Here is a 26,027-nt window from a genome sequence, read left to right on the forward strand (position 1 = left end):
CCTACAGCGCCGATGGTACTGCCCTGGAGACGGGGTGGGAGAGTAGGACGCCGCCGGACAACCATTCCCAGCAGGGGGTGGAACCAGCACAACCCTTACGGGTGGTGCTGGTTCCACCCCCTGACTGCATTCCCCCACAGAAACGCCCCGGTCAGCGCTCGGCCCCACCGTGTCGTTCCGCACTGTGGAATGCTGTTTCCGTTAGCCGATAGGTCCGGCGTTTCGGATGGGGAGGGACACGTGGCAGAGCCTGGTGTGCAGTCGGTCGAGCGAGCGCTCGATCTGCTCGAGATTCTGGCAGAGCTCGGCGGTGATGCCGGCTTGAGCGAGCTGTCGGAGCAGTCCGGCCTGCCGCTGCCGACCATCCACCGTTTGATGCGCACCCTTGTCGCCCGCGGTTACGCCCGTCGGCTGCCGTCGCGTCGGTACGCGCTCGGCGCGCGGATGATCCGCCTGGGCGAGTCGGCCGGGCGCCAGCTCGGCGCCGGCGCCCGGCGCCACCTGGCGCGCGTGGCGCGCGAGCTCGGTGAGACGGCGAACCTCGCGATGCTCGACGGCGAGATGGCGGTCTACGTGGCGCAGGCGGCGTCGTCGCACTCGATGCGGATGTTCACCGAGGTAGGGCGGCGCGTGCATCTGCACAGCACCGGCGTCGGCAAGGCGCTCCTGGGCGAGCTGCCCGATGCGGCGGTCCGCGACATCGCGGACCGTGCGGGTCTGTCGCCGGCGACGGACCGGACGATCACCGACGTCGACGGGCTGCTCGCTGCGCTGGCCGAGATTCGCGAGCGCGGCTATGCCGTGGACGACGGCGAGCAGGAGATCGGCGTGCGGTGCTTCGCGGTGATCGTGCCGGGCGCGCCGGTGCCGACGGCGCTGTCGGTGTCAGGGCCGGCAGCCAGGGTGTCGTTCGAGTTCGGAGAGCGGGCAGTGCCGGTGCTGCACGAGGTGGCGCGCGATGTGGGTGCGGAGCTGTCCGAGGGCTGACCGTCCCGTTGACCGCGCCCCGTCGGGGACCTAGTGTTTTCGCTAGGAAGTATTTGGTTTCCGGATCGTGGAATAGCAAGAGATCCGGACCATGTCACTCGAGCGAGGGAAGACACGTGGACACTCCGGACGGCCTCACGATCACCGGCGACATCGCACCCCGCGCGGAGGAGGTGCTCACGCCACGCGCGCTGGAGCTGATCGTCGCCCTGCACCGCGCGCTGGACGACCGACGGCTCGAGCTCCTCGAGGCCCGGCAGCGGCGGGTCGCGGACCTGGCTGCCGGCGGGACGCTGGACTTCCTGCCCGAGACGAGGCACATCCGCGAGGACCCGACGTGGCGCGTCGCCCCGCCGGCGCCCGGTATCGAGGACCGCCGGTGCGAGATCACGGGGCCCACCGACCGCAAGATGACCATCAACGCGCTGAACTCCGGCGCCAAGGCGTGGCTCGCTGACCACGAGGACGCGAACACTCCGCAGTGGAGCGCGGTGGTGGGCGGGCAGCTCAACCTGCTCGACGCGATCAACCGCACCATCGACTTCACCGGCGAGAACGGCAAGCACTACGCGCTGAAGCCCGACGAGGAGCTGGCCACGATCATCGTGCGCCCGCGCGGCTGGCACCTGCCGGAGAAGCACGTCCTGGTGGACGGCCGCCCGGTGTCGGGCAGCCTGGTGGACTTCGCGCTCTACCTCGCGACCGCCGGCCTGCGGCAGATCGAGAAGGGCCAGGGGCCCTACTTCTACCTGCCGAAGATGGAGTCGCACCTGGAGGCACGGCTCTGGAACGACGCGTTCGTGCTGGCCCAGGACTTCCTCGGCATCCCGCAGGGCACCATCCGGGCCACCGTCCTCATCGAGACCTACCCCGCGGCGTTCGAGATGGAGGAGATCCTCTACGAGCTGCGCGAGCACAGCTCCGGCCTGAACGCCGGGCGCTGGGACTTCATGTTCTCGGTGATCAAGTCGTTCCGGACGCGGGGCATCGAGTTCATGCTGCCGGATCGCAACGCCGTCACCATGACCGTGCCGTTCATGCGCGCGTACACCGAGCTGCTGGTCAAGACCTGCCACACCCGGGGCGCACACGCCATCGGTGGCATGGCCGCGTTCATCCCGAGCCGTGACGAGGCGGTCAACGAGGCCGCGTTCGCGAAGGTCCGTGACGACAAGACCCGCGAGGCCGACGACGGGTTCGACGGGTCGTGGGTGGCGCACCCCGGCATGGTGGAGCTCTGCAAGGAGGTCTTCACGTCGGTGCTGGGCGACAAGCCGAACCAGATCGACCGTACGCGCGAGGAGGTGCAGGTCACCGCAGCACAGCTGCTCGATGTCGCGAGCACGCCCGGCGACGTCACCGAGGCCGGCCTGCGGAACAACATCTCGGTGGGCATCCAGTACCTCAAGGCATGGCTCGGTGGCCTGGGTGCCGTCGCGATCTTCAACCTCATGGAGGACGCCGCCACCGCCGAGATCTCGCGGTCACAGGTGTGGCAGTGGCTGCACAACGACGTGACGCTCGCCGACACCGGCCACCAGGTCACGCGCGAGCTGATCGACCGGATCGTCGAGGAGGAGATCGCCAAGCTGCCGGGCGACGCGGCAGACTACGAGGAGGCGAAGCAGACGTTCCTCGAGGTGGCGGTGGCGGACGAGTACGCGGACTTCCTGACCCTCCCGGCCTACGCCCGCATGGCCTGACATGCCGCGGTGAGTGCTGGCTATCTGTGCTTCAAACCGCTTCTGGAGCACAGATAGCCAGCACTCAACGGGGAGGTAGTGGTTCGCGACGAGGAGGTTGCCATGGTCGGGAATGCGTCGGCGGCGTTGGACGTCGTGATCGCCGAGCTCGTCGACGCGCTGGGCGGTGAGCGGGTCATCACGGATCGGCAGCGTCGTCGGACGTACGAGTGCGACGGGCTCGCGGCCTACCGGGTGGTCCCCGGCGTGGTGGTTCTCGCCCAGAGCGCCGACGACGTCGCGGCGTCGGTCCGGGCCTGCGCGCGGCACGCCGTGCCGTTCGTCGCGCGGGGCTCGGGCACCGGGCTGTCGGGCGGGGCGCTGCCGCACTCCGAGGGTGTGCTCGTGGTGATGTCGCAGATGCGGACGATCCGGGAGGCCGACGTCGAGAACCAGCGTGCCGTCGTCGACCCGGGGGTGATCAACCTGCAGCTCACCGCGGCGACCAGCCCGGACGGCTACTACTTCGCGCCCGATCCCTCCAGCCAGTCCGTGTGCTCGATCGGCGGCAACGTCGCCGAGAACTCCGGTGGCGCCCACTGCCTGAAGTACGGCTTCACCACCAACCACGTCACCGGCGTGGACCTGGTGACACCCGCCGGCGAGCAGGTGGAGATCGGCGGCAAGGCGCCGGACCCGCCGGGGTACGACCTGCTCGGCGCCCTCGTGGGCAGCGAGGGCACGCTCGGCATCGTCACCGCCGCCACCGTGCGGCTGACCCGCCTGCCCCAGGAGGTGCGGACGCTGCTCGCGGCCTTCCGGTCCATGGACGACGCCGGAGCCGCGACCTCCGCGATCATCGCCGCCGGGGTGATCCCCGCCGCCATCGAGATGATGGACGCCCTGGCGATCGAGGCCGCGGAGGCGGCGGTGCACTGCAACTACCCGGCCGGCGCGGGTGCGGTCCTCGTGGTCGAGCTGGACGGGCCCTCGCCCGACGTCGCGGGGGAGTTCGACGACGTGGTGCGTCTGTGCGAAGAGGCGGGCTCGTTCGAGGTGCGTGTCGCGGCGGACGACGACGAGCGTGCCCTGATCTGGAAGGGCCGCAAGTCAGCCTTCGCCGCGGTCGGCCGGATCAGCCCGGACTACATCGTCCAGGACGGCGTGATCCCACGGACGGCGCTGCCCCTGGTGCTGCGCCAGATCGCCGCGCTCGGCGAGAGCGCGGGCGTGCGGGTCGCGAACGTCTTCCACGCCGGCGACGGCAACCTGCATCCCCTCGTGCTGTTCGACGGTGCGGTCGAGGGCGCCGTCGAGCGGGCCGAGGCGGTGGCGGGCGGCATCCTCGACCTGTGCCTGGAGCACGGCGGCTCCATCACCGGCGAGCACGGCGTGGGTGCGGACAAGGCCAAGCACATGCCGCGCATGTTCACGCCCGACGACCTGGAGACCATGCAGGCGGTGCGCTGCGCCTTCGATCCCGAGGGCATCTCCAACCCGGGCAAGGTGTTCCCGACACCACGGCTGTGCGGGGAGCAGCCGGGCCGGCACCGGGGTGCGCACCCGCTGGCGGAGTCCGGCGTGGCGGAGGTCTTCTGATGGCCGACCTGCAGCGGCTCGAGGACACGCTGAAGCGGGACGGCGGCCAGGTCCGGGACGCGGGACCGGAGGACGCGGTGGACGGCGTGCCGGCGACCGCGGTCGCCCGACCGGTGTCGGCGGACGGGGTGGCGGCCGTGCTGCGCGAGACGACCGCCCAGGGACTGGCCACCGTGGCGCGCGGGGCCGGTACGGCCCTGGACTGGGGCGCGCCGCCCGAGCGCGTCGACCTGATCCTGGACACCACGGGCCTGGACCGCCTCGTGGAGCACGGCTCGGGCGACCTGGTGGTGGTGGCCGAGGCGGGCCTGCCTGTCGCGACCCTGGCGGAGACCGTCCGGGCCGCGGGGCAGGAGCTGGTGGTGGACCTGCCGCCGGAGCGGCTCGCGGCCGGCTCGACCGTGGGCGGGGCGCTGTCGACGGGAGCGTCCGGACCCCGCCGGCTGCAGCGCGGCGGGATCCGCGACCTGGTCCTCGGGGCGACCGTCGTGCTCGCCGACGGCACCGTCGCGTCGTCCGGTGGCAAGGTCGTCAAGAATGTCGCCGGGTACGACCTGGCCAAGCTGCTGACCGGTGCGTACGGCACCCTCGGCATCGTGGTCCGGGCCGCGTTCCGGCTGCACCCCGTCCGGCCCGACCGGGCGTTCGTCGTTGCCACCGGCCCGTCGGCCGATGTCGCGGCGCGTGCCCGCGGCGTCGTCGGGTCGCAGCTGGCGCCGGCCGCCGTGGAGCTCGACCGGCCCGTGGGCAGCGAGGTCGCCGAGGTGGCCGTGCTGCTGGAGGGCACCGGGGGCGCCGTCGGGCAGCGGGCTGCCGCCGTGGTCGAGATCTTGGGCGGGCGGGTCCAAGGGGAGCCACCCGAGTGGTGGGCGGCGCTGCCGGGTGCGGAGGTCTCGACAGGCTCGACCCGCGGGGGCGGAGACGTTACCTATGCCAAGGCGACCGCCACCCTCACCGGGGTGGCCGACCTGCTGGCCGCGGCCCAGGACGCCGAGCAGCGGTACGGCGTCGGCGTGGCGTTGCGGGGGAGCGCCGGCGGGGTGCTGCACGCGGCGGTGACGGGGACACCCGAGGCGACGGCGGCCGCCGTCGGGCACCTGCGGGGGGCCGCGTCCAGCCCGCGCGAGGGAACCGTCACGGTGCTGCGGGCGTCACGCGAGGTGCGTGCGGCGCTCGACGCCTGGGGGCCCGTGGGCGGGCTCGACCTGATGCGCGCGATCAAGAGCCGGCTCGATCCGGGGCGCAACGTCGCGCCCGGCCGATTCGTGGGAGGCATCTGATGACCGAGGCGAAGCCGGACCTGCTGGGCTCGTTCGACGGGAAGGGAGCCTTCGACGAGCACCATCCGCCGGCCCGCGAGCTCGTGGACGACTGCGTGCACTGCGGGTTCTGCCTGCCCGCCTGTCCGACGTACTCGCTGTGGGGCGAGGAGATGGACTCGCCGCGCGGGCGGATCTACCTGATGAAGGAAGGGCTCGAGGGCGAGCCCATGTCGCAGTCCCTGGTGCAGCACGTCGACGCGTGCCTCGGCTGCATGGCGTGCGTGACCGCGTGCCCGTCCGGGGTGCAGTACGACAAGCTGGTCGAGGCGACGCGGCAGCAGGTCGAACGGCGCGGCGCCGAGCACCGCACGCGCGCGCAGCGGCTGCTGCGGTCGGCGATCTTCGCGCTGTTCCCCCGGCCCGAGCGGCTGCGGCTGGTCCGGCCGTTCCTCGCGCTGTACCAGCGCAGCGGGCTGTCGCGGCTGGTGCGGCCGGTGCTCGCGCGCGTATCCCCGACACTGGCGACCATGGAGGCCATCGCGCCGCCCGTGGGTCCGCGGATCCCGGTGCCCGCGCTGGTGCCCGCCGTCGGCGTGCAGCGGATGACCGTCGGGATGCTGCTCGGCTGCGTGCAGCGGGAGTTCTACCCGGGGGTCAACGCCGCGACGGCGCGGGTGCTCGCCGCGGAGGGGTGCGAGGTCGTGGTGCCGCCGGACCAGGGGTGCTGCGGCGCGTTGTCCGTGCACGCCGGGCGGGAGACGGAAGGACTCGACTACGCGCGAGCGCTCATCGACACGTTCGAGGGTGCGGGCGTGGAGCGGATCGTGGCGAACTCCGCAGGGTGCGGTTCCACGATGAAGGACTACGCGGACCTGCTGGCGGACGACCCCGGGTACGCGGAGCGCGCAGCGGCTTTTGCGGCGCGGACCCGCGACATCTCGGAGGTGCTGGCGGAGCTGGAGCCGGTGGCGACACGGCATCCGCTGCCGATGACCGTCGCGTACCACGACGCCTGCCACCTACGGCACGCCCAGGGCGTGAAGGTACAGCCGCGCTCGGTGCTCGCGACGATCCCGGGCCTGGTGGTCAAGGAGATCGCCGACGGGGACATGTGCTGCGGGTCGGCAGGCATCTACAACCTGACCAACCCGGAGCCGGCGCGCCAGCTGGGCGACCGGAAGGCCGCCAACGTCGTGGCGACGGGTGCGGAGCTGCTGGTCACGTCGAACCCGGGATGTCTGCTGCAGATCACCGACGCGCTGCGACGGCAGGGGCGGGAGATGCGATCCGCGCACATGGTGCTGGTGCTCGACGCGTCCCTGCGCGGTGCCAGGCCGGAGACGCTGCGCGGGTGAGTCCGGGTACTCCCGTTCGCCGGAGGTAACTGCTACGTTTGTCGGCACGTGGAGTGATAGTTCCGACATGCGAAATTGTCAGCGAACCCGACCCGGCAGCGTGGCCGGACTGGAGCCACCATGGACAACCTCGGCGTCCTCGCCCTGCTAGCCCTCCTCCCGATCCTCGTCGTCGGTACCCTGCTGCTCGGCTTCCGCTGGCCCGCCCGGACGGCGATGCCCGTCGGCCTCGCGGTGGTCGTGGTCGTCGCACTGTTCGCGTGGAAGATGTCACTGGTCGCCGTCAGTGCGTCCATCGTCCAGGGGCTGCTGATCGCCGTCGGCCTGCTCTGGATCATCTTCGGCGCGCTGCTCATGCTGGAGACCCTGACCAAGAGCGGCGCGCTGCAGACGATCCGCGCCGGCTTCACCACGATCAGCCCGGACCGGCGGGTGCAGGTGATCATCGTCGCCTGGCTGTTCGGGTCGTTCATCGAGGGCGCCGCCGGGTTCGGTACACCCGCCGCCGTCGTCGCGCCGCTGCTGCTGCTGGCGCTCGGCTTCCCGGCGGCCGCCGCCGTGATGGCGGGGCTCATCATCCAGTCCACCCCGGTCAGCTTCGGAGCGGTCGGGACGCCGATGCTGACCGGGCTCGGGACCGGCCTGGCGGACACCTCCGGCGCACTGGCGCCCGAGGTCCAGGCTCGGGCCGACGCGCTCGGGCTGGACCACCTCGGCTTCGTCGCCCACACCGCCACGCAGGTCGCGACCATCCACGCGATCGTCGGCATCCTGGTGCCGCTCATCCTGGTCACCCTGATGTGCGGCTTCTACGGTGAGAAGCGGTCGTTCCGCTCGGGCCTCGCCGTCGCGCCGTTCGCGGTCTACGCGGCGCTCGCGATGATCGTGCCCTACGTGACGGTGGCCTACCTGCTCGGGCCGGAGTTCCCGGCCATGCTCGGCGGGTTCCTCGGGCTGGTGCTCGTGATGTTCACCTCCTCCAAGGGCTTCCTCATGCCGAGGGACGTGTGGGACTTCCCGCCGCGTGAGCGCTGGAGCGACCGGTGGATGGGCACCGTCGACCCCACGAAGGAAGCGGCCACGCTCACGCGCAACATGTCGATGGTCCGGGCCTGGTCGCCGTACGTGATCGTCGCGGCGCTGCTGCTCGTCACCCGGAACGTCCCGGCGATCAAGGAGTTCCTGACCGGGCCGGCGGTGCTCCCGGTGGACAACATCTTCGGCACCGGGATCAGCCAGAACATGGAGCTCCTGTACTCGCCGGGTGCGATCTTCCTGCTCGCGTGCCTCATCACCTACGCACTGCACGGCATGAAGGGCGAGCAGATCAGGGCCTCGTGGAAGGTGGCGGGCGGACAGCTCGGTGGTGCGGCGTTCGCGCTGCTGTGCGCGGTGCCGCTGGTGCGGATCTTCATCAACTCGGGACCGGACTTCAACGCTGCCGGCATCGACTCGATGCCCGTCACCGTGGCGCAGGCCGCCGCTGACGTCGCCGGGCAGGGCTGGCCGATCGTGTCACCCTTCATCGGCGCGCTCGGGGCATTCGTGGCCGGCTCCAACACGGTGTCCAACATGATGTTCGCGCTGTTCCAGTTCAACACCGGGCTGGGGATCGGCGCGTCGTCGCCCGAGACGGTGGCCGCCCTGCAGGCGGTGGGCGGCGCCGCGGGCAACATGGTGGCCGTGCACAACGTGGTCGCCGCGGCGGCGACGGTCGGGCTGCTCGGACGGGAGGGCGACCTGATCCGCAAGACGATCCTGCCGATGACGTACTACTGCCTCGCGGCGGGAGGCGTCGGGTACCTGTGGATCTTCGGGTTCGCGTTCAACGCCGGGATGGTCGTGCTGCTCGTCGTGATCGCCGCCCTGACCCTGACGGCGATGCGGATGCTGCGCAAGCCCGACGCTCTCAACCCCGAGGTCGCGCCGGTGCGGGTGTGATCCCGCTGTCGGCCGCGCACGTCACAGCCTTTCGACCCCAGGAGACGGCCGCCCGCATGGGAGAATGGGCGGGCATCTGTCATCGAAGGGAACACCGTGAACGAAACGCCCCGTGACCAGGGGAACGACCGCGAGGGCGACCGCCGAGGCGAGCGCACGAGCGGCAGTCGCAACGAAGGCCGGGGGCCGCGTCGCGACGACCGCGGCGGGGAGCGCGGTGGTGACCGGGGCCGCCGGTTCGACGGCCCTCGTGGCAGTGACGGCCCTCGCCGCGACGACCGCGGCGCCGACCGCCCGCGCCGACCGTACGAGGACCGGGGTACCGACCGTCCCCGTCAGGACGACCGGGGCGCTTCCGACCGCGCACCTCGCCGCACCGACGACGACCGCCCGCGTCGCTCCTCCGGTGACCGCGACAACCGGGGTGGCCGCGACGACCGCGGCGCACGCACCGACCGGCCGTACCGTGGGAACGACGGCGACCGGCCACGCCGCAGCTTCGAGGACCGGGACAACCGCGGCGGAGACCGTCCGGTTCGCCGCGACGGTGAGCGCCCCGTGCGTCGCGAGCACGACCGCCCGCAGCGCCGCGAGGACGACCGCCCGGCGCGCCGGGACGACGGCCCGCGTCGTTCCTTCGGTGACCGTGACGACCGTCCGCGCCGCTCGTTCGAGGACCGGGGCACCGACCGTCCTGCTCGTCGCGAGGACGACCGTCCGCGTCGTTCGTTCGAGGACCGCGGTACCGACCGTCCTGCTCGTCGCGAAGACGATCGTCCGCGCCGCTCGTTCGAGGACCGCGGTACCGACCGCCCGGCGCGCCGGGACGACGGTCCGCGTCGTTCTTTCGGTGACCGTGACGACCGTCCGCGCCGCAGCTTCGAGGACCGCGGAACTGGCCGTCCGGCGCGCCGGGACGACGACCGTCCTGCGCGTCGCGAGGACGACCGTCCGCGTCGTTCGTTCGAGCACCGGGGCACGGACCGCCCGGCTCGTCGCGAGGACGACCGTCCGGCACGCCGGGACGACGGTCCGCGTCGTTCCTTCGGTGACCGTGACGACCGTCCGCGCCGCAGCTTCGAGGATCGGGGCACGGACCGTCCGCGCCGTGACGACCGTCCCCGTGGTGACGACCGTCCCCGTCGTGCCGACAGCGACCGGCCGGCCCGCCGTGACGACCGGGGAACCGATCGTCCGGCACGTCGGGATGATGCTCCGCGCCGCTCGTTCGGCGACCGGGACGACCGCGGTGCCCGCCCGGTCCGCTCGAACACCGGTGACCGTCCGGTACGCCGCGACGACCGTGGCACCGACCGTCCGCGCCGTTCGTTCAACGACCGCGAGGACCGGGTGCGCCCGGCTCGTGACGAGCGTGAGGAGCGCGCGCCGCGCGTCCCCGAGCCGGAGATCGCCGAGGGCGTCACGTTCAGCCAGCTCGACCGTGACGTGCGCTCGCGCCTGCGCGGGCTGAGCAAGGACCACGCCGAGTACGTCGGCCTGCACCTGCTGATGGCCGGGCGGCTGATCGACGTCGACCCCGAGCGTGCCTACGAGCACGCCCAGGCGGCGCTGCGCGGCGCCGGGCGGATCGACATCGTGCGTGAGGCGGCAGGCCTGGCGGCCTACCACACCAACCGGTTCGCGGAGGCGCTGCGCGAGCTGCGCACCGTCCGCCGGCTGAACGGCTCGTCGGAGCACCTGCCGATCATGGCGGACGCCGAGCGCGGCCTCGGCCGTCCGGAGCGTGCGCTGGCGCTCGCCGCGTCGGAGGAGGCCGAGTCGCTCGACGCAACCGGCCGGGTGGAGCTCGCGATCGTGGCGAGCGGTGCCCGCTCCGACCTGGGCGAGCACGACGCCGCACTGGCGGTGCTCGACAAGATCGCGCCGGAGGACGCCACGGGCGACTCGGCGCTCCGGGTCGTGCAGGCGCGCGCTCTGGCACTCGAGGCCGCCGGCCGGACCGACGAGGCGGCCGCGGTGCTGGCGTCGGTCGACAGCAAGGCACTCGAGCGGGCCATCGGCGCGGAGGCCCTCGACGAGGACATCACGGTGTTCGACGTCGAGGAGGACGCGGCGCTCGCCGAGGAGGAGTACGCGGCCGAGCATCCCGAGGCGCTCGTGAAGGACACGTCCGACGACGAAGGTGACGAGCCTGAGGACTCGGACGCCGAGGACTCGGACGACGAGGACGACGGGTCCGCGGACTCTGGGGACTCGGCCGACTCTGCGGACTCGGCCGACTCAGCCGACTCGGCCGACTCGGCCGACTCAGCGGACGAGCCCGAGGCGGATGACGACGAGTCCGACGAGGTCGAGTCCGGCGACGGCACGTCCGGCGATGACCAGGACGAGCCCGAGGCGGACGCCGTCGACGAGCCGAGCGACCCCGAGTCGGACGAGGGCTCCGCAGAGGAACAGGCCGACGAGGCAGGTGAGCCCGCGGACGACGAGCCGGTCGTCGACGAGGCATCGTCCGACCCCGAGGTGAACGATGCCGAGGGTGAGCCGGGAGCCGAGGGCGACCGGTCCGACGCAGAGCAGGAGAAGGCGTGATCGCGAGCGGCGGACTGCTGGCGAGCGAAGCACCGCTCGCCGCTGCGTACGACCTGGCGCTCGTCGACCTGGACGGCGTGGCGTACAAGGGGCACCTGCCGATCGAGCACGCGGCGGCGAGCCTCGCCGCCGCGCGCTCGGGCGGGATGCGCCTGGTGTTCGTGACGAACAACGCGTCGCGTGAGCCGGAGGACGTCGCGGGCCAGCTCACGGGCCTGGACATCCCGACGGATCCGGACGAGGTGATGACCGCGGCGCAGGCGTGTGCCGCGCTGCTCGCCACGCGGCTGGACCCGGGGGCGAAGGTGCTGGTCGTCGGCGGCAAGGGGCTGGTGACGGCGGTGCGCTCGGCGGGCTTCACCGTGGTGGGGTCGGCGGAGGACAAGCCGGATGCCGTCGCGCAGGGATACGCGCCGGAGGTGGGCTGGACACAGCTCGCCGAGGCCGCCTACGCGGTCGGTGCCGGTGCGTGGCACGTGGCGAGCAACCTGGACCTGTCGCTCCCGACGGCGCGTGGGTTCGCGCCGGGGAACGGTGCCCTCGTGGGCGCCGTGGTGTCAGCGACGGGTGTCACGCCGGACAGCGCCGGCAAGCCGTCGCCGACGATGTACCGGCTCGTGGTCGAGCGGGCCGGGGCGAGCCGGCCGCTGGTGATCGGTGACCGGCTCGACACCGATCTCGCCGGTGCGCGCGGTGGTGGGTACCCGGGACTGCACGTGCTGACCGGTGTGTCGACGGCGCGTGACGCAGTCCTTGCCGTTCCGGGGGAGCGCCCGTCGTTCCTCGGCGCTGACCTGCGGGCGCTGCTCGAGCCGCACCCGGCACCGGCCCTCACGGACGGCTGGTACGTGTGCGGCGGTGCGGCAGCCCAGGTGTCCGACGGCGAGCTGCGGCTCGACGGGTCGGGGATCGACCTGGTGCGGGCAGCGTGTGCGGCGGCGTGGGCAACGGTCGACGCGGGCCAGGCCCTGGACCCGCAGACGGTGCCGGAGCTGCCGGCCTGAACCGGGACTGTCCCCGGGGGTGGCAGCGCGCCGGAGTGACCTGAGCCGGGGGGCCGGAGACTCGGAGCGTGTTGCTCTGTGTGGCCGGTGCCCAGAGAACCCTGCCAATTTCTCCCAGGTTCTGTCGGTGGTGACGGGTACCGTGTCTGGCAGCAGGCAGACGGCTCAGGGCAACGGCGGTGGCCGACGAGCACGGACGAGCACAGTGGAGCGTTGACGCACGATGGACGAGTTCTACGAGACCGAGGAACTTTCGAGCGGCCCGGCCGATCCCGACGCGGGCGTCCGGAGCGCGCTCGGCGCGCTCGACGGGCTCGACGATCTGCCGCCCGCCGAGCACGTGGCCCGGTTCGAGGCCGTGCACGACGCATTGCGGGCGCACCTGAGCGGTGACGCCTGACGGTGGTGACGACGACAGCGAGTACTCGGGTGGACGTGGAGCTGGTCCGCCGCGGGTTGGCCCGGTCTCGGCGGCACGCCGCAGAGCTGGTCGCGTCCGGCCGGGTCTTCGTCGCGGGCCGCGTGGTGGTCAAGCCGTCGGCGGCGGTGGTTGACGGCGCGGACGTGTCGGTGATGCCCGGGTCCGCCCCGGAGCACGAGTTCGCCTCCCGCGCCGCGCTCAAGCTGGCCGGTGCGCTCGACGCGCTGGCGCGCGTGCCCGGCGGGCCGCAGGTCGAGGACGCGTTCTGCGCCGACCTCGGTGCGTCCACCGGGGGATTCACCGACGTGCTGCTACGCCGCGGCGCGGCGCACGTGGTCGCTGTCGACGTGGGCCACGACCAGCTCTTCCCGGCGCTGCGCGCCGACGACCGGGTGACCGTCGTGGAGAGCTTCAACGTGCGCGACCTGACGCCGGCCGATCTGGCACAGGCGCCGGACCTCGTGGTCGCCGACCTCTCGTTCATCTCCCTGACCATGGTGCTGCCCGCCGTGGCGAGCGTGCTGCGGCCGGGTGCGCAGGCGCTGCTGATGGTCAAGCCGCAGTACGAGGTCGGACGCGAGCGGTTGGGCAGCGGCGGCGTCGTCCGTGATCCCGGGCTGCACGCCGAGGCCGTGCGGAGCGTCGTGCGTGCCGGGGAACGCGTGGGTCTGCGGGCCCGCGCAGTGGTGCCGAGCCCGCTGCCCGGACCGAGCGGGAACCGGGAGTTCTTCGTCTGGCTCGTGCCGGACGCCGCCCCGGGGGCTGTCGGTGCGGCGAGCGAGAAGGCGCTGGCGGACGCCGTGGAGGCCGCGGTGGCCTGGGACCCGGCGCGGCGCGGGCCCGCGGACCGGCCCGGCCTCCCGCCCGAGCCGCCGGCCGTCGTCGTGCGGGAGGACGAACGGCCTGACCAGCAGACCGACGAGCAGAAGGAGCGGGAGCCGTGACCAGGCGCGTCTTGATCGTGACCCATGGCGGACGCCCTCAGGCGGTCGCGGCACTGGCCGAAGCCCTGCGCGAGCTGAAGGCGGCGGGCTTCGAGTACACGCTGCACGACGACGCGCTCGCCGAGGAGTTCGGCGACCACATGGCGGCCAACCGGGTCCGCGAGGGGGTGCACCGGGCCGAGGCGGTGATGGTGCTCGGCGGTGACGGCACGATCCTGCGCGCGGCCGAGCTGACCCGCGGCACGGACGTCCCGCTGCTGGGCGTGAACCTGGGGCACGTGGGCTTCCTCGCGGAGTCGGAGCGGGAGGACCTGCGTGCCGCCGTGCAGCGGCTCGCGGCGCGCGACTACGAGGTCGAGGAGCGCGCGACGGTCGACGTCTCGGTGCACCTGCCCGGCACGGCGGAGCCCGTGGTGGGCTGGGCGCTGAACGAGGCCACCGTCGAGAAGGCGACGCGCGACCGCATGCTCGAGGTGGCGATCGGCGTGGACGGCCGTCCGCTCCTGTCGTTCGGCTGCGACGGCGTGATCATGGCCACGGCGACGGGCTCCACGGCGCACGCCTTCTCGGGCGGCGGTCCGGTGATCTGGCCCGACGTCGACGCGGTGCTCATGGTGCCGCTGTCGGCGCACGCGCTGTTCGCGCGGCCGCTCGTGATCGGCCCCCGGTCGCGGTACACGGTCGACGTGCTGCCCCAGTCGACGGTCGAAGGGGTGCTGACCTGCGACGGCCGGCGGGAGATCCGGCTGCCGCGCGGGTCTCGCGTCGTCGTGCGTCAGGGAGGTACGGTGCGGCTCGCACGGCTGTCGAACGCGCCGTTCACGGACCGTCTCGTGTCGAAGTTCAACCTGCCCGTGTCAGGGTGGCGGGACCGTGTCGGCTCAGGTCACGTCGAGGTGCAGGATGTACCTTCTGACCCAGCCGACACGACCGACCAGGCCGACACCACAGACACCACACCAGAGAATTAAGGAGTCAGGTGCTCGAGGAGATCGCTATCGAGAACCTGGGCGTCATCCGCTCGGCCCGGGTACCCCTGTCCGACGGCCTGACCGTCATCACAGGTGAGACCGGCGCGGGCAAGACGATGGTGCTCACGGGTCTCAACCTGCTCATGGGTGCCAAGGCCGACCCGCAGTCGGTGCGCCCGGGGGCGTCGTCGGCGGCCGTCGAGGGCCGCGTGCGCGTCTCGGGACGTGACGCGGTGGTGAGCCGCGTCGACGAGGCGGGCGGCGAGGTGGAGGACGACGGCACGGTGGTCATCCTGCGCACCATCGCCGACGGCCGGTCGCGCGCCCACCTGGGCGGTCGCGCCGTGCCGCAGGGCGTGCTCGCGGAGATCGCCGAGGACCTGTTCACGGTGCACGGCCAGTCCGACCAGCTGCGGCTGCGGACGTCGGCCAAGCAGCGCGACGCGCTCGACACGTTCGTCGGCCCGGCCCACCAGCGTGTGCTGGCCGCGTACCGCACGGCGTGGACCGAGCGCGGCGGGCTCCTGGCCGAGATCGCCGACCTGGAGGCGCGCGGCGCCGAGCGGGCGCGTGAGGTCGAGCTGCTGCGGATCGGCCTGGAGGAGATCGAGCGGGTGGACCCGCAGACCGGCGAGGATGCCGAGCTGCAGGCCCTGATCGAGCGCCTGTCCAACGCCGAGGGCCTGCGCACCGCGGCCACCGAGGCACACGAGGCGGTGGCCGGCGAGGACGCCGACGGTGCCCGGGAGAACGCGATCGCGCTCGTCGAGCGAGCTCGCCGCGCCCTGGACTCGGCCGCACACTCCGACCCTGAGCTCGGAGCGCTCGCCACGCGGTTCGCCGAGGTGGGCTACCTGCTGTCCGACGTCGCGACCGACGTCGCCGCGTACGTCGACGACCTGCAGGCGGACCCGGCCGGGCTGGAGACCGCGCACAACCGGATGGCCGAGCTGAACGCCCTGACGCGCTCGTACGGCGAGACGATCGACGAGGTGCTGCAGTGGGCCAGCGACGCGGGCCTGCGCCTGCTCGACCTGGACGACGGCGGCGACCGACTCGTCTCCATGCGCGACCGGGTGACCGAGCTGGACGGCGAGCTGACCAGGCTGTCCGAGATCCTCACGGCCGAGCGCACCCGCGGCGCGTCCCAGCTCGCCGAGGCGGTGACGAACGAGCTGCACGGTCTCGCGATGGGCGGTGCCCACCTCGTGGTCTCGGTGGAGCCGCTGGACCAGCCCGGGCCGTTCGGCGCGGACCAGGTCACGTTCCTGCTCGTGCCGCACCCGGGCGCGCCGGAGCGGCCGCTCGGCAAGGGCGCGTCCGGCGGTGAGCTCTCGCGCGTCATGCTCGCGCTGGAGGTGGCCCTGGCCACCTCGGGCGGCGCGGCCGCCGAGCGCACCGCCGACACCCCGCGCAGCACCTTCGTCTTCGACGAGGTCGACGCCGGTGTGGGTGGCCGGGCGGCCGTCGAGGTGGGCCGCCGTCTGGCGCAGCTCGGCCGCAGTACCCAGGTGGTCGTCGTGACCCACCTGGCCCAGGTCGCGGCGTTCGCGGACGCGCACCTCGTGGTCACCAAGAGCTCTGACGGCGACGCCGGTTCGGGCGACGGAGATGACGGAATGATCACGGTCACGGGGGTCCGTGAGGTCACGGACGACGCACGGGTCCGTGAGCTGGCGCGGATGCTGTCCGGCCAGGACGACTCGGAGACGGCGCGTACCCACGCACTGGAGCTCCTGGAGTCCTCGGTCGTGGGACGATAGAGCGGATGAAGCTGATCTCCCGACCCGAGAAGCGCGCCGAGAAGAGCGCAGCGAAGAGTGCCGCCGACCGCGAGACGGCCCTTGTGCAGGCCGCAGTACATGGACCTGCCCGGATCGGAGCGCGTACCAAGGAGCTCACGTCCCGGCTGAACCACGGTGACGTCGCGGTGATCGACCACGTCGACATCGACCGCGTCGCGGCGGACGCACTCGTGTCCGCAGGGCCCGTCGCGGTGCTGAACGCGGCCCCGTCCACGTCCGGCCGGTATCCCAACACGGGCCCGAACATCCTGGTCGATGCCGGGATCGTCCTGGTGGACGACCTCGGCCCGGCGATCATGGCGATCGACGAGCGGGCCGAGGTCCAGATCGTCGGCGGCGAGATCTTCGTCGACGGCGACGTCGTGGCCAAGGGCACCCACCAGACGCCGCAGACGGTGGCAGCGGACCAGGCGGCCGCCCGCGAAGGCCTGTCGGCCGAGATCGAGCGGTTCGCCGAGAACACCATGACGTACCTGCGCCGCGAGCGGGACCTCCTGCTCGACGGTGTGGGCGTGCCCGACATCCGCACCTCCATCGAGGGCCGCCACGTGCTCATCGTGGTGCGCGGCTACCACTACCGGGAGGACCTGGCGCTGCTGCGGTCCTACATCCGGGAGAACCGGCCGGTGCTGATCGGCGTCGACGGCGGCGCGGACGCGATCATCGACGCGGGCTGGCAGCCCGACATGATCGTCGGCGACATGGACTCCGTGTCCGACCGGGCGCTGGCCTGTGGCGCGGAGATCGTCGTGCACGCCTACCGGGACGGCAAGGCCCCCGGGCTGGAGCGGGTCAAGGCCCTCGGCGTGGACCCCGTGGTCTTTCCCGCCACCGGCACCAGCGAGGACATCACCATGCTCCTGGCCGACGACAAGGGTGCCGAGCTCATCGTCGCCGTCGGTACGCACGCCACCCTGGTCGAGTTCCTCGACAAGGGGCGCGCGGGCATGGCCTCCACGTTCCTCACCCGGCTGCGTGTCGGCGGCAAGCTCGTGGACGCCAAGGGCGTCTCGCGGCTCTACCGCACGCGGATCTCCAACACCCAGCTCACGCTGCTGTCGGGCGCCGGCGTCGCGGCGGTGCTCGCGGCCCTGGCCGCGACCTCGGCGGGCCAGACCTTCTTCGGACTGATCGGGGCACGCTTCGACGACGTCGTGTCCTGGATCACCCACCTGTTCGGCGGCTGACCGGCCCGGAGCACGCTCCGGATCTCTGCCGCCCCGACCTGATGCCGGGCGCTCACCGCTCGGAACACGCTTAAGGACTCTCCCGTACCGTGATCGACTTCCGATACCACCTCGTCTCGCTCATCTCCGTCTTCCTCGCCCTCGCCGTCGGCATCATTCTCGGTGCCGGCCCGCTGCAGGGCGCGATCGGGGAGACCCTGACGGAACAGGTGGACGCGCTGCGCGCCGAGCGCACCGACCTGCGCACCGAGCTGGACGCCACGCAGAGCGCCCTCGACGGCGACGAGCGCTACATCGAGGCGGTGGGCACGCAGCTCGTCACCGGATCGCTCGACGGCACCCGCGTCGCGGTGGTGCAGCTCGGTGAGGTTCCCCAGGACGTGCATGACGGCGTGCTGAACCAGCTCGACACCTCCGGCGCCACGGTCGTCGCCAAGACGGCGCTCACCGAGGCGTGGACGGATCCGGACCAGCAGTCGTCCCGCGAGACCCTCGCCGAGGGCTTGCGCGCCAACCTGGGCGAGATCGCGCCCGAGGCCGACGACCCGAGCGCCACGCTCGGCGCGGCGCTGGCCGTCGCGCTGACCGGCAACGGGGGTGGTCCCGGCCGCAGCTCGCAGGCCACCGACCTCGAGGACCAGCTGGAGCGGTTCGGCCTGGTCGAGCCGGGCGACGACCAGACGGAGGCCGCGGAGGCGCTCGTGCTCCTGGTCGGCTCGGCCGGTCAGCCGCAGCAGACGGCCGACGGCGCGACCGAGGAGGCTGACCCGGGCACCGAGGACGTGTGGGTCTCCGTCACCCGGTCCGCGCAGGAGATCTCCGGTGCGGCGGTGCTCGCCGGACCGACCACCGAACCGGGCGACATCGTGCAGGCGGTGCGCGACGACGAGGACATCGCCGCTGAGGTCACCACGGTGAGCGGCATCGCCCGGCTCACGGGCCGCATCAACGTTCCGCTCGCCGTCGCGGCGCGCCTGAGCGGCGTCGTCGGGCAGTACGGCCTGGAGGACGACGCGACGGCGGTCCTGCCGCCAGTAGTCGACGCCGAGGCCGACACGGACACGAACGCCGAGTAGCGGCCGACCGAGGCAGCGGCTCGACCCAGGGTCCGGCCTCAGCGCAGATCGAAGCACCGACCTGAAGAACTGACCTGAAGAACTGACACAGACCGAGGGGTAGCCATGGGTGCAGGCAGGTTCATCGCCGCCGGCGTCGTCGCCGCGGCCGCGACGACGCTCGCGCGCCGCAAGCTGGACGAGAAGGTCGCTGAGGGCAGCCTCGGCGGCGCGTCGACGTGGACGCGGACCAACCATCGCGGCGAGCCGATCAGCCTGCTGGAAGGCCCGGCGGTCGCCGCGGGCCTCGTGGCCGGTGCCGCGGTCAGCGGTGGCAACGCCCCGGGCGCGACGGCGTTCGCGACCGCTGCCGCTGCCGGGTTCGGTCTGGTCGACGACCTCGCCGAGGACACGTCCCAGGCCACCAAGGGCCTCAGGGGCCACCTCGGCGCGCTCCTGGAGGGCCGCCTGACCACCGGTGGCCTCAAGGTGCTCGGCATCTCCGGTTCCGCGCTCGTCGCCGCGGCGGCGGGTACCCGCCGCACGGGCAGCGCGTTCGGGCACCTGGTCGACGTCGGGCTCAACGGCGCGCTCATCGGGGGCACCGCGAACCTGGTCAACCTCTTCGATCTGCGCCCCGGCCGGGCGCTGAAGGCCGGCACCCTGGCGAGCCTCCCGCTCGTGCTGGGCGGCGCGGGTGCCGCCACCGGCGCGGTCGTGGGGGCAGCGGCCGCGGCGGCCCCCGGCGACCTGGGGGAGAAGGACATGCTGGGCGACGGCGGCGCCAACGCCCTCGGCGCGCTCGTCGGCAGCCAGATCGCGTTCGGCACGCCCCGCGCGGTGCGCTGGGCGGCGCTAGCGGGCGTGGTCGGGCTCATGCTCGCCTCCGAGAAGGTCAGCTTCTCCAAGGTCATCGCGGGGAACGAGTGGCTGAACAAGGTGGACATGCTCGGTAGGCGGCCGGTGGAGCCGGCGGCGGTCTCGACAGGCTCGACCAGCGGTGCGGGCTCGGCCGGCGATTCCGGCACGGCGAGCGGGGTGCGCTCGACGTCCGTCTCCGACCCCATGGGTTCCCCGGGCGCGTGAGCCGCGTCAGAACCCTGGCGAGCGCCGCGCTGCTCGTCACGGTCGTCACCCTCGCCAGCCGCATCGTCGGCTTCGGCCGCTGGCTCGCGCAGGGTGCATGGCTCGGGTCCGACGGCGTCGGCACGGTCTTCAACTCCGCCAACCAGCTACCCAACCTGCTGTTCGAGGTGGCGGCGGGTGGTGCGCTCGCGGGCGCCGTCGTGCCGCTGCTGGCCGGGCCGCTGAGCCGGGCCGCGTTCTCGTCCGACGGGACCGACGCCTCGAAGGAGCAGGCGTCGAGGATCGCCTCGGCCCTGCTGGGCTGGACGCTCGTGGTGCTCGTGCCGCTGGCCGGGCTCATGGCCCTCCTGGCGCGCCCCATCATCGGACTGACCGGACTGACCGACCCCGTGCACGTGGACGTCGCCACGGCCTTCCTGCGGGTGTTCGCGGTGCAGGTGCCGCTGTACGGCCTGGCCGTCGTGCTCGGCGGCATCCTGCAGGCGCACAAGCGGTTCTTCTGGCCGTCCTTCGCGCCGCTGGTCTCCAGCCTCGTCGTGATCGTGGTCTACGCGGTCTTCGGCGCGCTGGCGAACGGCGACCAGCAGGACGTCGCCGCGCTGTCCGGGCGGGCGCTGGTGTGGCTGGCGTGGGGCACCACCGCGGGTGTCCTGTTCCTGGCCCTGCCGCTCGTCGTGCCCGTGCGGCGCACCGGGCTGCGGCTCCGGCCCACGCTGCGGTTCCCGTCGGGGGAGGGCCCCCGCGCGGCGCGCCTGGCGTTCGCGGGCGTGGGCGCCCTCGTGGTCCAGCAGCTGTCCGTCTTCCTGACGCTGCGCGCGGCCAACGCCGCGGGCGGCGACGGCACGCTGTCGGTCTACCTGTACGCCCAGCAGGTCTACCTGCTCCCGTACGCGGTGCTCGCGTTCCCGATCGCGACCAGCGCGTTCCCGCACTTCGCCGAGCACGCGTCGGCCGGCCGGCTCGACGAGCTGCGCGCTCTCGTGGCGCGCACCACGCGCAGCCTGCTGCTCGTGACGGCCGCCGGCATGGCCGCCCTGATGGCCGCCGCGCCGTTCGTCGAGCGGGTCTTCGACCTCATCGTGCGCGGGGACGCCCCCGGTCTGGCCGTCGGGCTCGTCTTCCTGGCGCCGGGACTCATCGGGTTCGCGCTGATCCTGCACCTGTCGAGGGCGCTGTACGCCGTCGACCACGGCCGGGCAGCCGTCATCGCCACCGCGAGCGGGTGGGGGGTGTCCGCGATCGGGGCGGCCTTCGTGCCGCTGTTCTTCGCAGGTCGCTCACCGGGGCGAGACTGTGCCACCCCGGCCTGTTCGGACCTGGCGCTCCGGGCCGACGTCATGGCGGGCCTGGGGGCCGTCGGCACCGCCGGGATGATCGTGGCCGGGCTCGGCCTGCTGCTGGCCGTGCGCAGGCACCTGGGCCCGGACGCGCTGAGCGGCGTCTGGCGGGCGCTGCTGGTGCTGGTGGTGGCCGCGGGCGCGGGAGCCGCCGTCGGGTGGCTGGTGCCCGCCTCGCTGAGCCGGCAGAAGTTCCCGTTCCGCTGGTCCGAGTTCTCCCACCGGAGCGAGGTGCCGTTCGACGGCGGCGCGTTCGCCGCCCAGCTCGGTCTCGGCCTGGCCGTGGGCCTGCTGGCGGCGTTCGTCACGCTCGTGATCGCCGTGCTGCTCGACCGCGACCTGCGCTCCGCCGTCGGACCGCGGCTGGGCGGGCTGCGGAGGAAGATCTCCCGGAAGGCCTGACTGAGCGAGCGCGACGGGCCCGGCGGGGGCAGACTCGGTCGGAACACACCGACGATCCCCGAGTGATGAGCGCGTGTGCTGGTTCTTACACCACCAGCACGCTGTACCTCGGTTAGGATGGAGTTCCGTGGTCGAACACCGAAACAGTCTCCAGTCCCGTCAGCGGTCCGGCGCCTCCACGCCGACCAAGCACATCTTCGTCACCGGTGGTGTGGCGTCCTCTCTCGGCAAGGGGCTGACGGCGTCGTCACTCGGCCGTCTTCTGCGATCGCGTGGCCTCAGCGTCACCATGCAGAAGCTGGATCCCTACCTCAACGTGGATCCCGGCACCATGAACCCGTTCCAGCACGGTGAGGTCTTCGTCACGGAGGACGGCGCCGAGACCGACCTGGACATCGGGCACTACGAGCGGTTCCTCGACATCGAGCTCCCGGCCTCGTCCAACGTGACGACCGGCCAGGTCTACTCCCGTGTCATCGCCAAGGAGCGCCGCGGCGAGTACCTCGGTGACACCGTGCAGGTCATCCCGCACATCACCGACGAGATCAAGTTCCGGATGCGCGAGCAGGCCTCCGACGCCGTCGACGTGATCATCACCGAGATCGGCGGAACCGTCGGCGACATCGAGTCGCAGCCGTTCCTCGAGTCCGCGCGCCAGGTGCGGCACGAGCTCGGGCGCGACAACGTGTTCTTCCTGCACGTGTCGCTGGTGCCGTACATCGGCCCGTCGGGCGAGCTGAAGACCAAGCCGACGCAGCACTCCGTGGCCGCGCTGCGCACGGTCGGTATCCAGCCGGACGCGATCGTGCTGCGCTCCGACCGGGTGGTGCCCGACAGCATCAAGCGCAAGATCGCGCTCATGTGCGACGTCGACAACGAGGCAGTCATCAACTGTGCCGACGCCCCGTCGATCTACGACATCCCCCGGGTCATCCACACCGAGGGCCTGGACGCCTACGTGGTGCGCCGCCTCGGCATGCCCTTCCATGACGTCGACTGGGACGGCTGGAGCCGCCTCCTGGAGCGTGTGCACGAGCCCGAGCACAACGTCGAGGTTGCGCTGGTCGGCAAGTACATCGACCTGCCCGACGCGTACCTGTCCGTGACCGAGGCGCTGCGGGCCGGCGGTTTTGCGAACGACGCGAAGGTCGGGATCCGCTGGGTCGCCGCCGACGACTGCCAGACGCCGGAGGGCGCGCAGGCTTCCCTCGAGGGCGTCGACGCCATCCTGGTGCCGGGCGGCTTCGGCGTGCGCGGCATCGACGGCAAGGTCGGCGCGCTGCGCTGGGCGCGCGAGAACCTCGTGCCGACCCTCGGTATCTGCCTGGGCCTGCAGTCGATGGTCATCGAGTACGCGCGCAACGTGCTGGGCTGGGCGGACGCCTCGTCCACCGAGTTCCACCCGACGAGCAGCCACCCCGTCGTGGCGACCATGGCCGAGCAGAAGGCGATCGTCGAGGGTGAGGGCGACATGGGCGGCACCATGCGCCTCGGTGCCTACGAGGCGCAGCTCACCGCCGGCTCCGTGGTGGCCAAGGCCTACGGCAGCGAGAAGGTGTCCGAGCGGCACCGGCACCGCTACGAGGTGAACAACGCCTTCCGCGGCGAGCTGGAGGAGGCGGGCCTGCTGGTCTCCGGCACGTCGCCCGACTCGTCGCTCGTGGAGTTCGTCGAGCTCCGGGCCGACCTGCACCCGTACTACGTGTCGACGCAGGCGCATCCCGAGTTCAAGTCGCGCCCGACCCGGGCGCACCCGCTGTTCGCCGGCCTGATCGCCGCGGCGCTCGAGAAGCGGGCCTGATGGGCGCCGAGGAGGTCACGGACGTCATCGACCCGCGCCCCGCGCGGCGGCTGGACGTCCCGTTCCAGGGCTTCGTGGTCGACATGGTCTCCGACGAGGTCGACCTGGGCGAGGCCGGCGGCATCGTCCGCCGGGAGTATGTGGAGCACCCGGGAGCGGTGGTCGTGGTCGCGCTGAACGATGACGGCGACGTGCTCCTCCTGCGCCAGTACCGGCACCCGGTAGGTGCCTTCCTCTGGGAGGCGCCCGCCGGCCTGCTCGACCTGGACGGCGAGGACCCGCACGTCGCGGCCGCTCGCGAGCTGGCCGAGGAGGCGGACATGACCGCCGGCACCTGGGACGTGCTCCTCGACCTGCTGCCCACGCCGGGCGGGAGCAACGAGGCGGTGCGCGTCTACCTGGCGCGCGACCTCACGCCGGTACCCGACGACGAGCTGCACACCCGTGAGGCCGAGGAGGCCGACATGGTGGTGGTTCCCGTGCCGCTGGAGGAGGCCGCCGCGCTCGCGCTCGCGGGCAAGCTGCACAACGCGGCCACCATCGCGGGCGTGCTCGCTGCGGCCATCGGGCGGGCTTCGGACTGGGAGACGCTGCGTCCCGTGGACAGCCCGTGGGAGTACCGCAAGAACTGACGGGGCGCGGACCCGCCCGCTGCGGGGCGAGTGTCGGTGGGCAGGGCTAGCGTGTGTTCTCAAGAGAGATATGCCCGACATGTCTCCTGGAGGGGCGCGCGCGATGAGTGGCACCGAGGCTGACACCGAGCACGTGAGCACATCGACCGGCGCGGCGGGGCCGCCGTCCGGCACGGACACGGACGGGCCGGCGACGGGCCGGCCCGTGCCGCGCCGTCGCCTGCCGTCCTGGCTGGCCGGCGTCATCGGGTTCCTCGTCGGCCTGACGCTGGCCGCCGTGCTGCTCTTCAGCGTGCTGTCCGCGCTGCGCGACGACTTTCGCGCCGCGTTCTGGCAGGTACTGGTGGAGGGGCTCAACCCGTTCACCACGAGCGAGGTCGACCGGTCCGAGCAGCCGGTCCTGCTCAGCATGAGGGACCTTGCCCGGTTCGTGGCGAGCGAGGCGGAGTACGAGGTCCTCGTCGACCTGGAGCGCGACGTGAAGTACGTGCCCGGCTGGGTCGCGGGGGAGCGTACGGTCCTCGTCGTGAACGGCTCCGTCGAGGCGTACGTGGACTTCGCCGGCCTGACGGAGGACGACATCGAGATCTCGGACGACGGCAGGACGGTGTCGGTCACGCTCCCGGAGCCGAAGCTCGCCGAGCCCCGCATCGACCTCGACACCAGCCGCGCCCTGACGGAGGAGCGTGGCCTGGTGGACCGGGTGGGTGACTTCTTCGACACCGACACCGACGCCCGCCAGGAGGCGCTCGCCGCGGCGCAGAGGCAGATCGCGGCCGCGGCCGAGGACTCCGACCTGGACGAACGGGCCCGGACGAACACGGCCAAGACCCTTGAGGTGATGTTGTCCTCGTCCGGATACGACCAGGTGGTGGTCCAGTTCCGGTAAGTCTCGAAAGCCGCGTACCAGGCGTGTCATAAGAAAGTCGTCGGGCTGCGCTATTCTCCCCGCGTGACCAGCGAACCCGACATGCTTCCCAACGTTTCGTCCCTTCCGGCGTGGCTCGTTCCGTCCGTCTACCTCAACTGGTCCGAGGACTGGCTGGGCGAGGCGGTCGCGATCGCGAGCCGCAGCCACGAGCACCGTCTGCCCGGGGGCGCGGACGGCCCGCAGCGCGGCGACGTCGTCGTCACCGTCGTGGGCTCCGAGCCGGGCATCGTGGCCGCGGTCGAGCTCATGGGCACCAGCCAGGGTGAGGACTGGGTCAGCGACGAGGTGTTCGGCCCGGACAAGCCTGTCGTCTGGGACGACCTCTTCAACGGCGCCGCGGCGTACGCCCGGTCGTCCGGCTGGCTGCCGCAGGAGCACGCCCGCCTGGTGCTCGACGGCATCGCCCACCAGTACAAGCACGGCGCCACCGGCACGCTCGACGCGGGCAACTGCGAGAACGACGAGCTGTCGCCGAACCTGCACGTCCTGCGCCTGCTGGGGCACAAGCAGGTGGCGGGCACCGACCTGCGCCGTGAGGAGCGCTGCGCCTCGTGCGAGCGGTTCGTCGACGTCATGCAGCTGCGCCCGCACGACGACGGCGCCCACACCGGCCAGACCGGTGAGCGGCCCCTCGGCGAGCTCATCGAGCAGACCTTCCTGGTGTGCGCACCGTGCCACGCACTGCTGCACCCGCACCCGGTGCTGACGCAGCGCGCCCAGATGCGCCCGTCGTGCCCGTCGTGCGGCCAGCGCGGCGCCACCAAGCGCATCGTGTGGGGCCAGGCCATCCACGACAACCCGAAGCTCGAGCCGGACGTCGTGTACGGCGGCTTCGACACCCCGGTGCCGACGCCCGACTGGTACTGCCCCGAGTGCTACGCGAACTTCTCCTCCGGCGCTGTCGCGCAGCGCGCTCTCGGCGACCTGCCGGAGGCCATGCCCGTGCCGGTGCCCGTGGGCGCAGGCCCGGTCGGTACGCCCGCGAACGGCGAGGACCTCTGGGTCCCGGAGGTCTGACCCCCGCCGTCCCGTCCACCCGAGGTAGACACGTGGCGAGGTAGACATCTGGCGA

The 26,027-nt window shown here is 72.5% G+C and carries 21 protein-coding genes; 20 read left to right on the forward strand and 1 reads right to left on the reverse strand.

The features are described 5' to 3' along the window. Positions 1 to 189 precede the first annotated feature (189 nt). The 6 genes from LUM46_RS23210 (at position 190) to LUM46_RS23235 (ending at position 8,826) form a co-directional block, all read left to right on the forward strand. Positions 190 to 987: an IclR family transcriptional regulator gene (locus tag LUM46_RS23210; RefSeq protein ID WP_374726928.1), complete on the forward strand. Its 798-nt coding sequence runs from the start codon at positions 190 to 192 to the stop codon at positions 985 to 987. A gap of 116 nt (positions 988 to 1,103) precedes the next feature. Next, positions 1,104 to 2,690 carry a malate synthase A gene (aceB, locus tag LUM46_RS23215; protein ID WP_274997433.1) on the forward strand — a complete coding sequence of 529 codons (1,587 nt, stop codon included), beginning with the start codon at positions 1,104 to 1,106 and terminating at the stop codon, positions 2,688 to 2,690. Positions 2,691 to 2,792: 102 nt separating this feature from the next. After that, a complete protein-coding gene (locus LUM46_RS23220) occupies positions 2,793 to 4,268 on the forward strand; it encodes an FAD-linked oxidase C-terminal domain-containing protein (RefSeq protein WP_274997434.1) in 1,476 nt (491 codons plus the stop codon). After that, positions 4,268 to 5,548 carry an FAD-binding oxidoreductase gene (locus LUM46_RS23225; protein ID WP_274997435.1) on the forward strand — a complete coding sequence of 427 codons (1,281 nt, stop codon included), beginning with the start codon at positions 4,268 to 4,270 and terminating at the stop codon, positions 5,546 to 5,548. Before LUM46_RS23220 ends, LUM46_RS23225 begins: the two co-directional genes overlap by 1 nt. Continuing rightward, a complete protein-coding gene (glcF, locus tag LUM46_RS23230) occupies positions 5,548 to 6,885 on the forward strand; it encodes a glycolate oxidase subunit GlcF (RefSeq protein ID WP_274997437.1) in 1,338 nt (445 codons plus the stop codon). The genes LUM46_RS23225 and glcF overlap by 1 nt, the downstream gene beginning before the upstream one ends. Before the next feature lie 120 nt (positions 6,886 to 7,005). Then, a complete protein-coding gene (locus LUM46_RS23235; protein ID WP_274997439.1) occupies positions 7,006 to 8,826 on the forward strand; it encodes an L-lactate permease in 1,821 nt (606 codons plus the stop codon). Positions 8,827 to 8,847: 21 nt separating this feature from the next. On the opposite strand, the gene LUM46_RS23240 is transcribed toward LUM46_RS23235, so the two are convergent. Continuing rightward, the gene (locus LUM46_RS23240; RefSeq protein WP_274997441.1) at positions 8,848 to 10,308 is read right to left on the reverse strand and encodes a hypothetical protein; all 1,461 of its coding nucleotides are present in this window, start codon (positions 10,306 to 10,308) and stop codon (positions 8,848 to 8,850) included. Here LUM46_RS23240 and LUM46_RS23245 point away from each other — a divergent pair. The 14 genes from LUM46_RS23245 (at position 10,273) to LUM46_RS23310 (ending at position 25,972) form a co-directional block, all read left to right on the forward strand. Then, complete coding sequence (locus LUM46_RS23245) at positions 10,273 to 11,379, forward strand: hypothetical protein (protein WP_274997442.1); 1,107 nt, start codon at positions 10,273 to 10,275, stop codon at positions 11,377 to 11,379. The two genes, LUM46_RS23240 and LUM46_RS23245, sit on opposite strands and share 36 nt — an antisense overlap. Next, on the forward strand, positions 11,379 to 12,383 hold the full coding sequence (locus LUM46_RS23250) for an HAD-IIA family hydrolase (RefSeq protein WP_274997586.1): 1,005 nt from the start codon (positions 11,379 to 11,381) through the stop codon (positions 12,381 to 12,383). The genes LUM46_RS23245 and LUM46_RS23250 overlap by 1 nt, the downstream gene beginning before the upstream one ends. A gap of 223 nt (positions 12,384 to 12,606) precedes the next feature. Beyond that, the gene (locus LUM46_RS23255; RefSeq protein WP_274997443.1) at positions 12,607 to 12,783 is read left to right on the forward strand and encodes a hypothetical protein; all 177 of its coding nucleotides are present in this window, start codon (positions 12,607 to 12,609) and stop codon (positions 12,781 to 12,783) included. A gap of 2 nt (positions 12,784 to 12,785) precedes the next feature. Further along, positions 12,786 to 13,748, forward strand: coding sequence for a TlyA family RNA methyltransferase (locus LUM46_RS23260; protein WP_274997444.1), 963 nt, complete (start codon positions 12,786 to 12,788; stop codon positions 13,746 to 13,748). Continuing rightward, complete coding sequence (locus tag LUM46_RS23265) at positions 13,745 to 14,719, forward strand: NAD kinase (protein ID WP_274997446.1); 975 nt, start codon at positions 13,745 to 13,747, stop codon at positions 14,717 to 14,719. Before LUM46_RS23260 ends, LUM46_RS23265 begins: the two co-directional genes overlap by 4 nt. Positions 14,720 to 14,727: 8 nt before the next feature. Further along, on the forward strand, positions 14,728 to 16,482 hold the full coding sequence (gene recN / locus LUM46_RS23270) for a DNA repair protein RecN (RefSeq protein ID WP_274997447.1): 1,755 nt from the start codon (positions 14,728 to 14,730) through the stop codon (positions 16,480 to 16,482). A 5-nt stretch (positions 16,483 to 16,487) separates the two neighbouring features. Then, entirely contained in the window at positions 16,488 to 17,711 is a 1,224-nt protein-coding gene (gene steA, locus LUM46_RS23275; protein WP_274997449.1) for a putative cytokinetic ring protein SteA, read from the forward strand. An 89-nt stretch (positions 17,712 to 17,800) separates the two neighbouring features. Continuing rightward, on the forward strand, positions 17,801 to 18,787 hold the full coding sequence (locus LUM46_RS23280) for a copper transporter (RefSeq protein WP_274997450.1): 987 nt from the start codon (positions 17,801 to 17,803) through the stop codon (positions 18,785 to 18,787). A 105-nt stretch (positions 18,788 to 18,892) separates the two neighbouring features. Next, positions 18,893 to 19,852 carry a hypothetical protein gene (locus LUM46_RS23285; RefSeq protein WP_274997451.1) on the forward strand — a complete coding sequence of 320 codons (960 nt, stop codon included), beginning with the start codon at positions 18,893 to 18,895 and terminating at the stop codon, positions 19,850 to 19,852. Then, entirely contained in the window at positions 19,849 to 21,591 is a 1,743-nt protein-coding gene (gene murJ / locus LUM46_RS23290) for a murein biosynthesis integral membrane protein MurJ (RefSeq protein WP_274997452.1), read from the forward strand. The genes LUM46_RS23285 and murJ overlap by 4 nt, the downstream gene beginning before the upstream one ends. A 127-nt stretch (positions 21,592 to 21,718) precedes the next feature. Next, positions 21,719 to 23,392 (forward strand): CTP synthase, encoded by a 1,674-nt coding sequence (locus tag LUM46_RS23295; protein ID WP_274997453.1) that lies wholly within the window; start codon positions 21,719 to 21,721, stop codon positions 23,390 to 23,392. Beyond that, positions 23,392 to 24,024, forward strand: a complete 633-nt coding sequence (locus LUM46_RS23300; RefSeq protein ID WP_274997454.1) for an NUDIX domain-containing protein — start codon at positions 23,392 to 23,394, stop codon at positions 24,022 to 24,024. The genes LUM46_RS23295 and LUM46_RS23300 overlap by 1 nt, the downstream gene beginning before the upstream one ends. A 133-nt stretch (positions 24,025 to 24,157) precedes the next feature. Then, on the forward strand, positions 24,158 to 24,913 hold the full coding sequence (locus LUM46_RS23305; RefSeq protein ID WP_274997455.1) for a DUF4230 domain-containing protein: 756 nt from the start codon (positions 24,158 to 24,160) through the stop codon (positions 24,911 to 24,913). Between the two features lie 63 nt (positions 24,914 to 24,976). Continuing rightward, positions 24,977 to 25,972 carry a hypothetical protein gene (locus tag LUM46_RS23310; protein WP_274997456.1) on the forward strand — a complete coding sequence of 332 codons (996 nt, stop codon included), beginning with the start codon at positions 24,977 to 24,979 and terminating at the stop codon, positions 25,970 to 25,972. Positions 25,973 to 26,027 lie beyond the last annotated feature (55 nt).

This window comes from Promicromonospora iranensis (genome assembly GCF_028994805.1).
Lineage (GTDB): Bacteria > Actinomycetota > Actinomycetes > Actinomycetales > Cellulomonadaceae > Promicromonospora > Promicromonospora iranensis.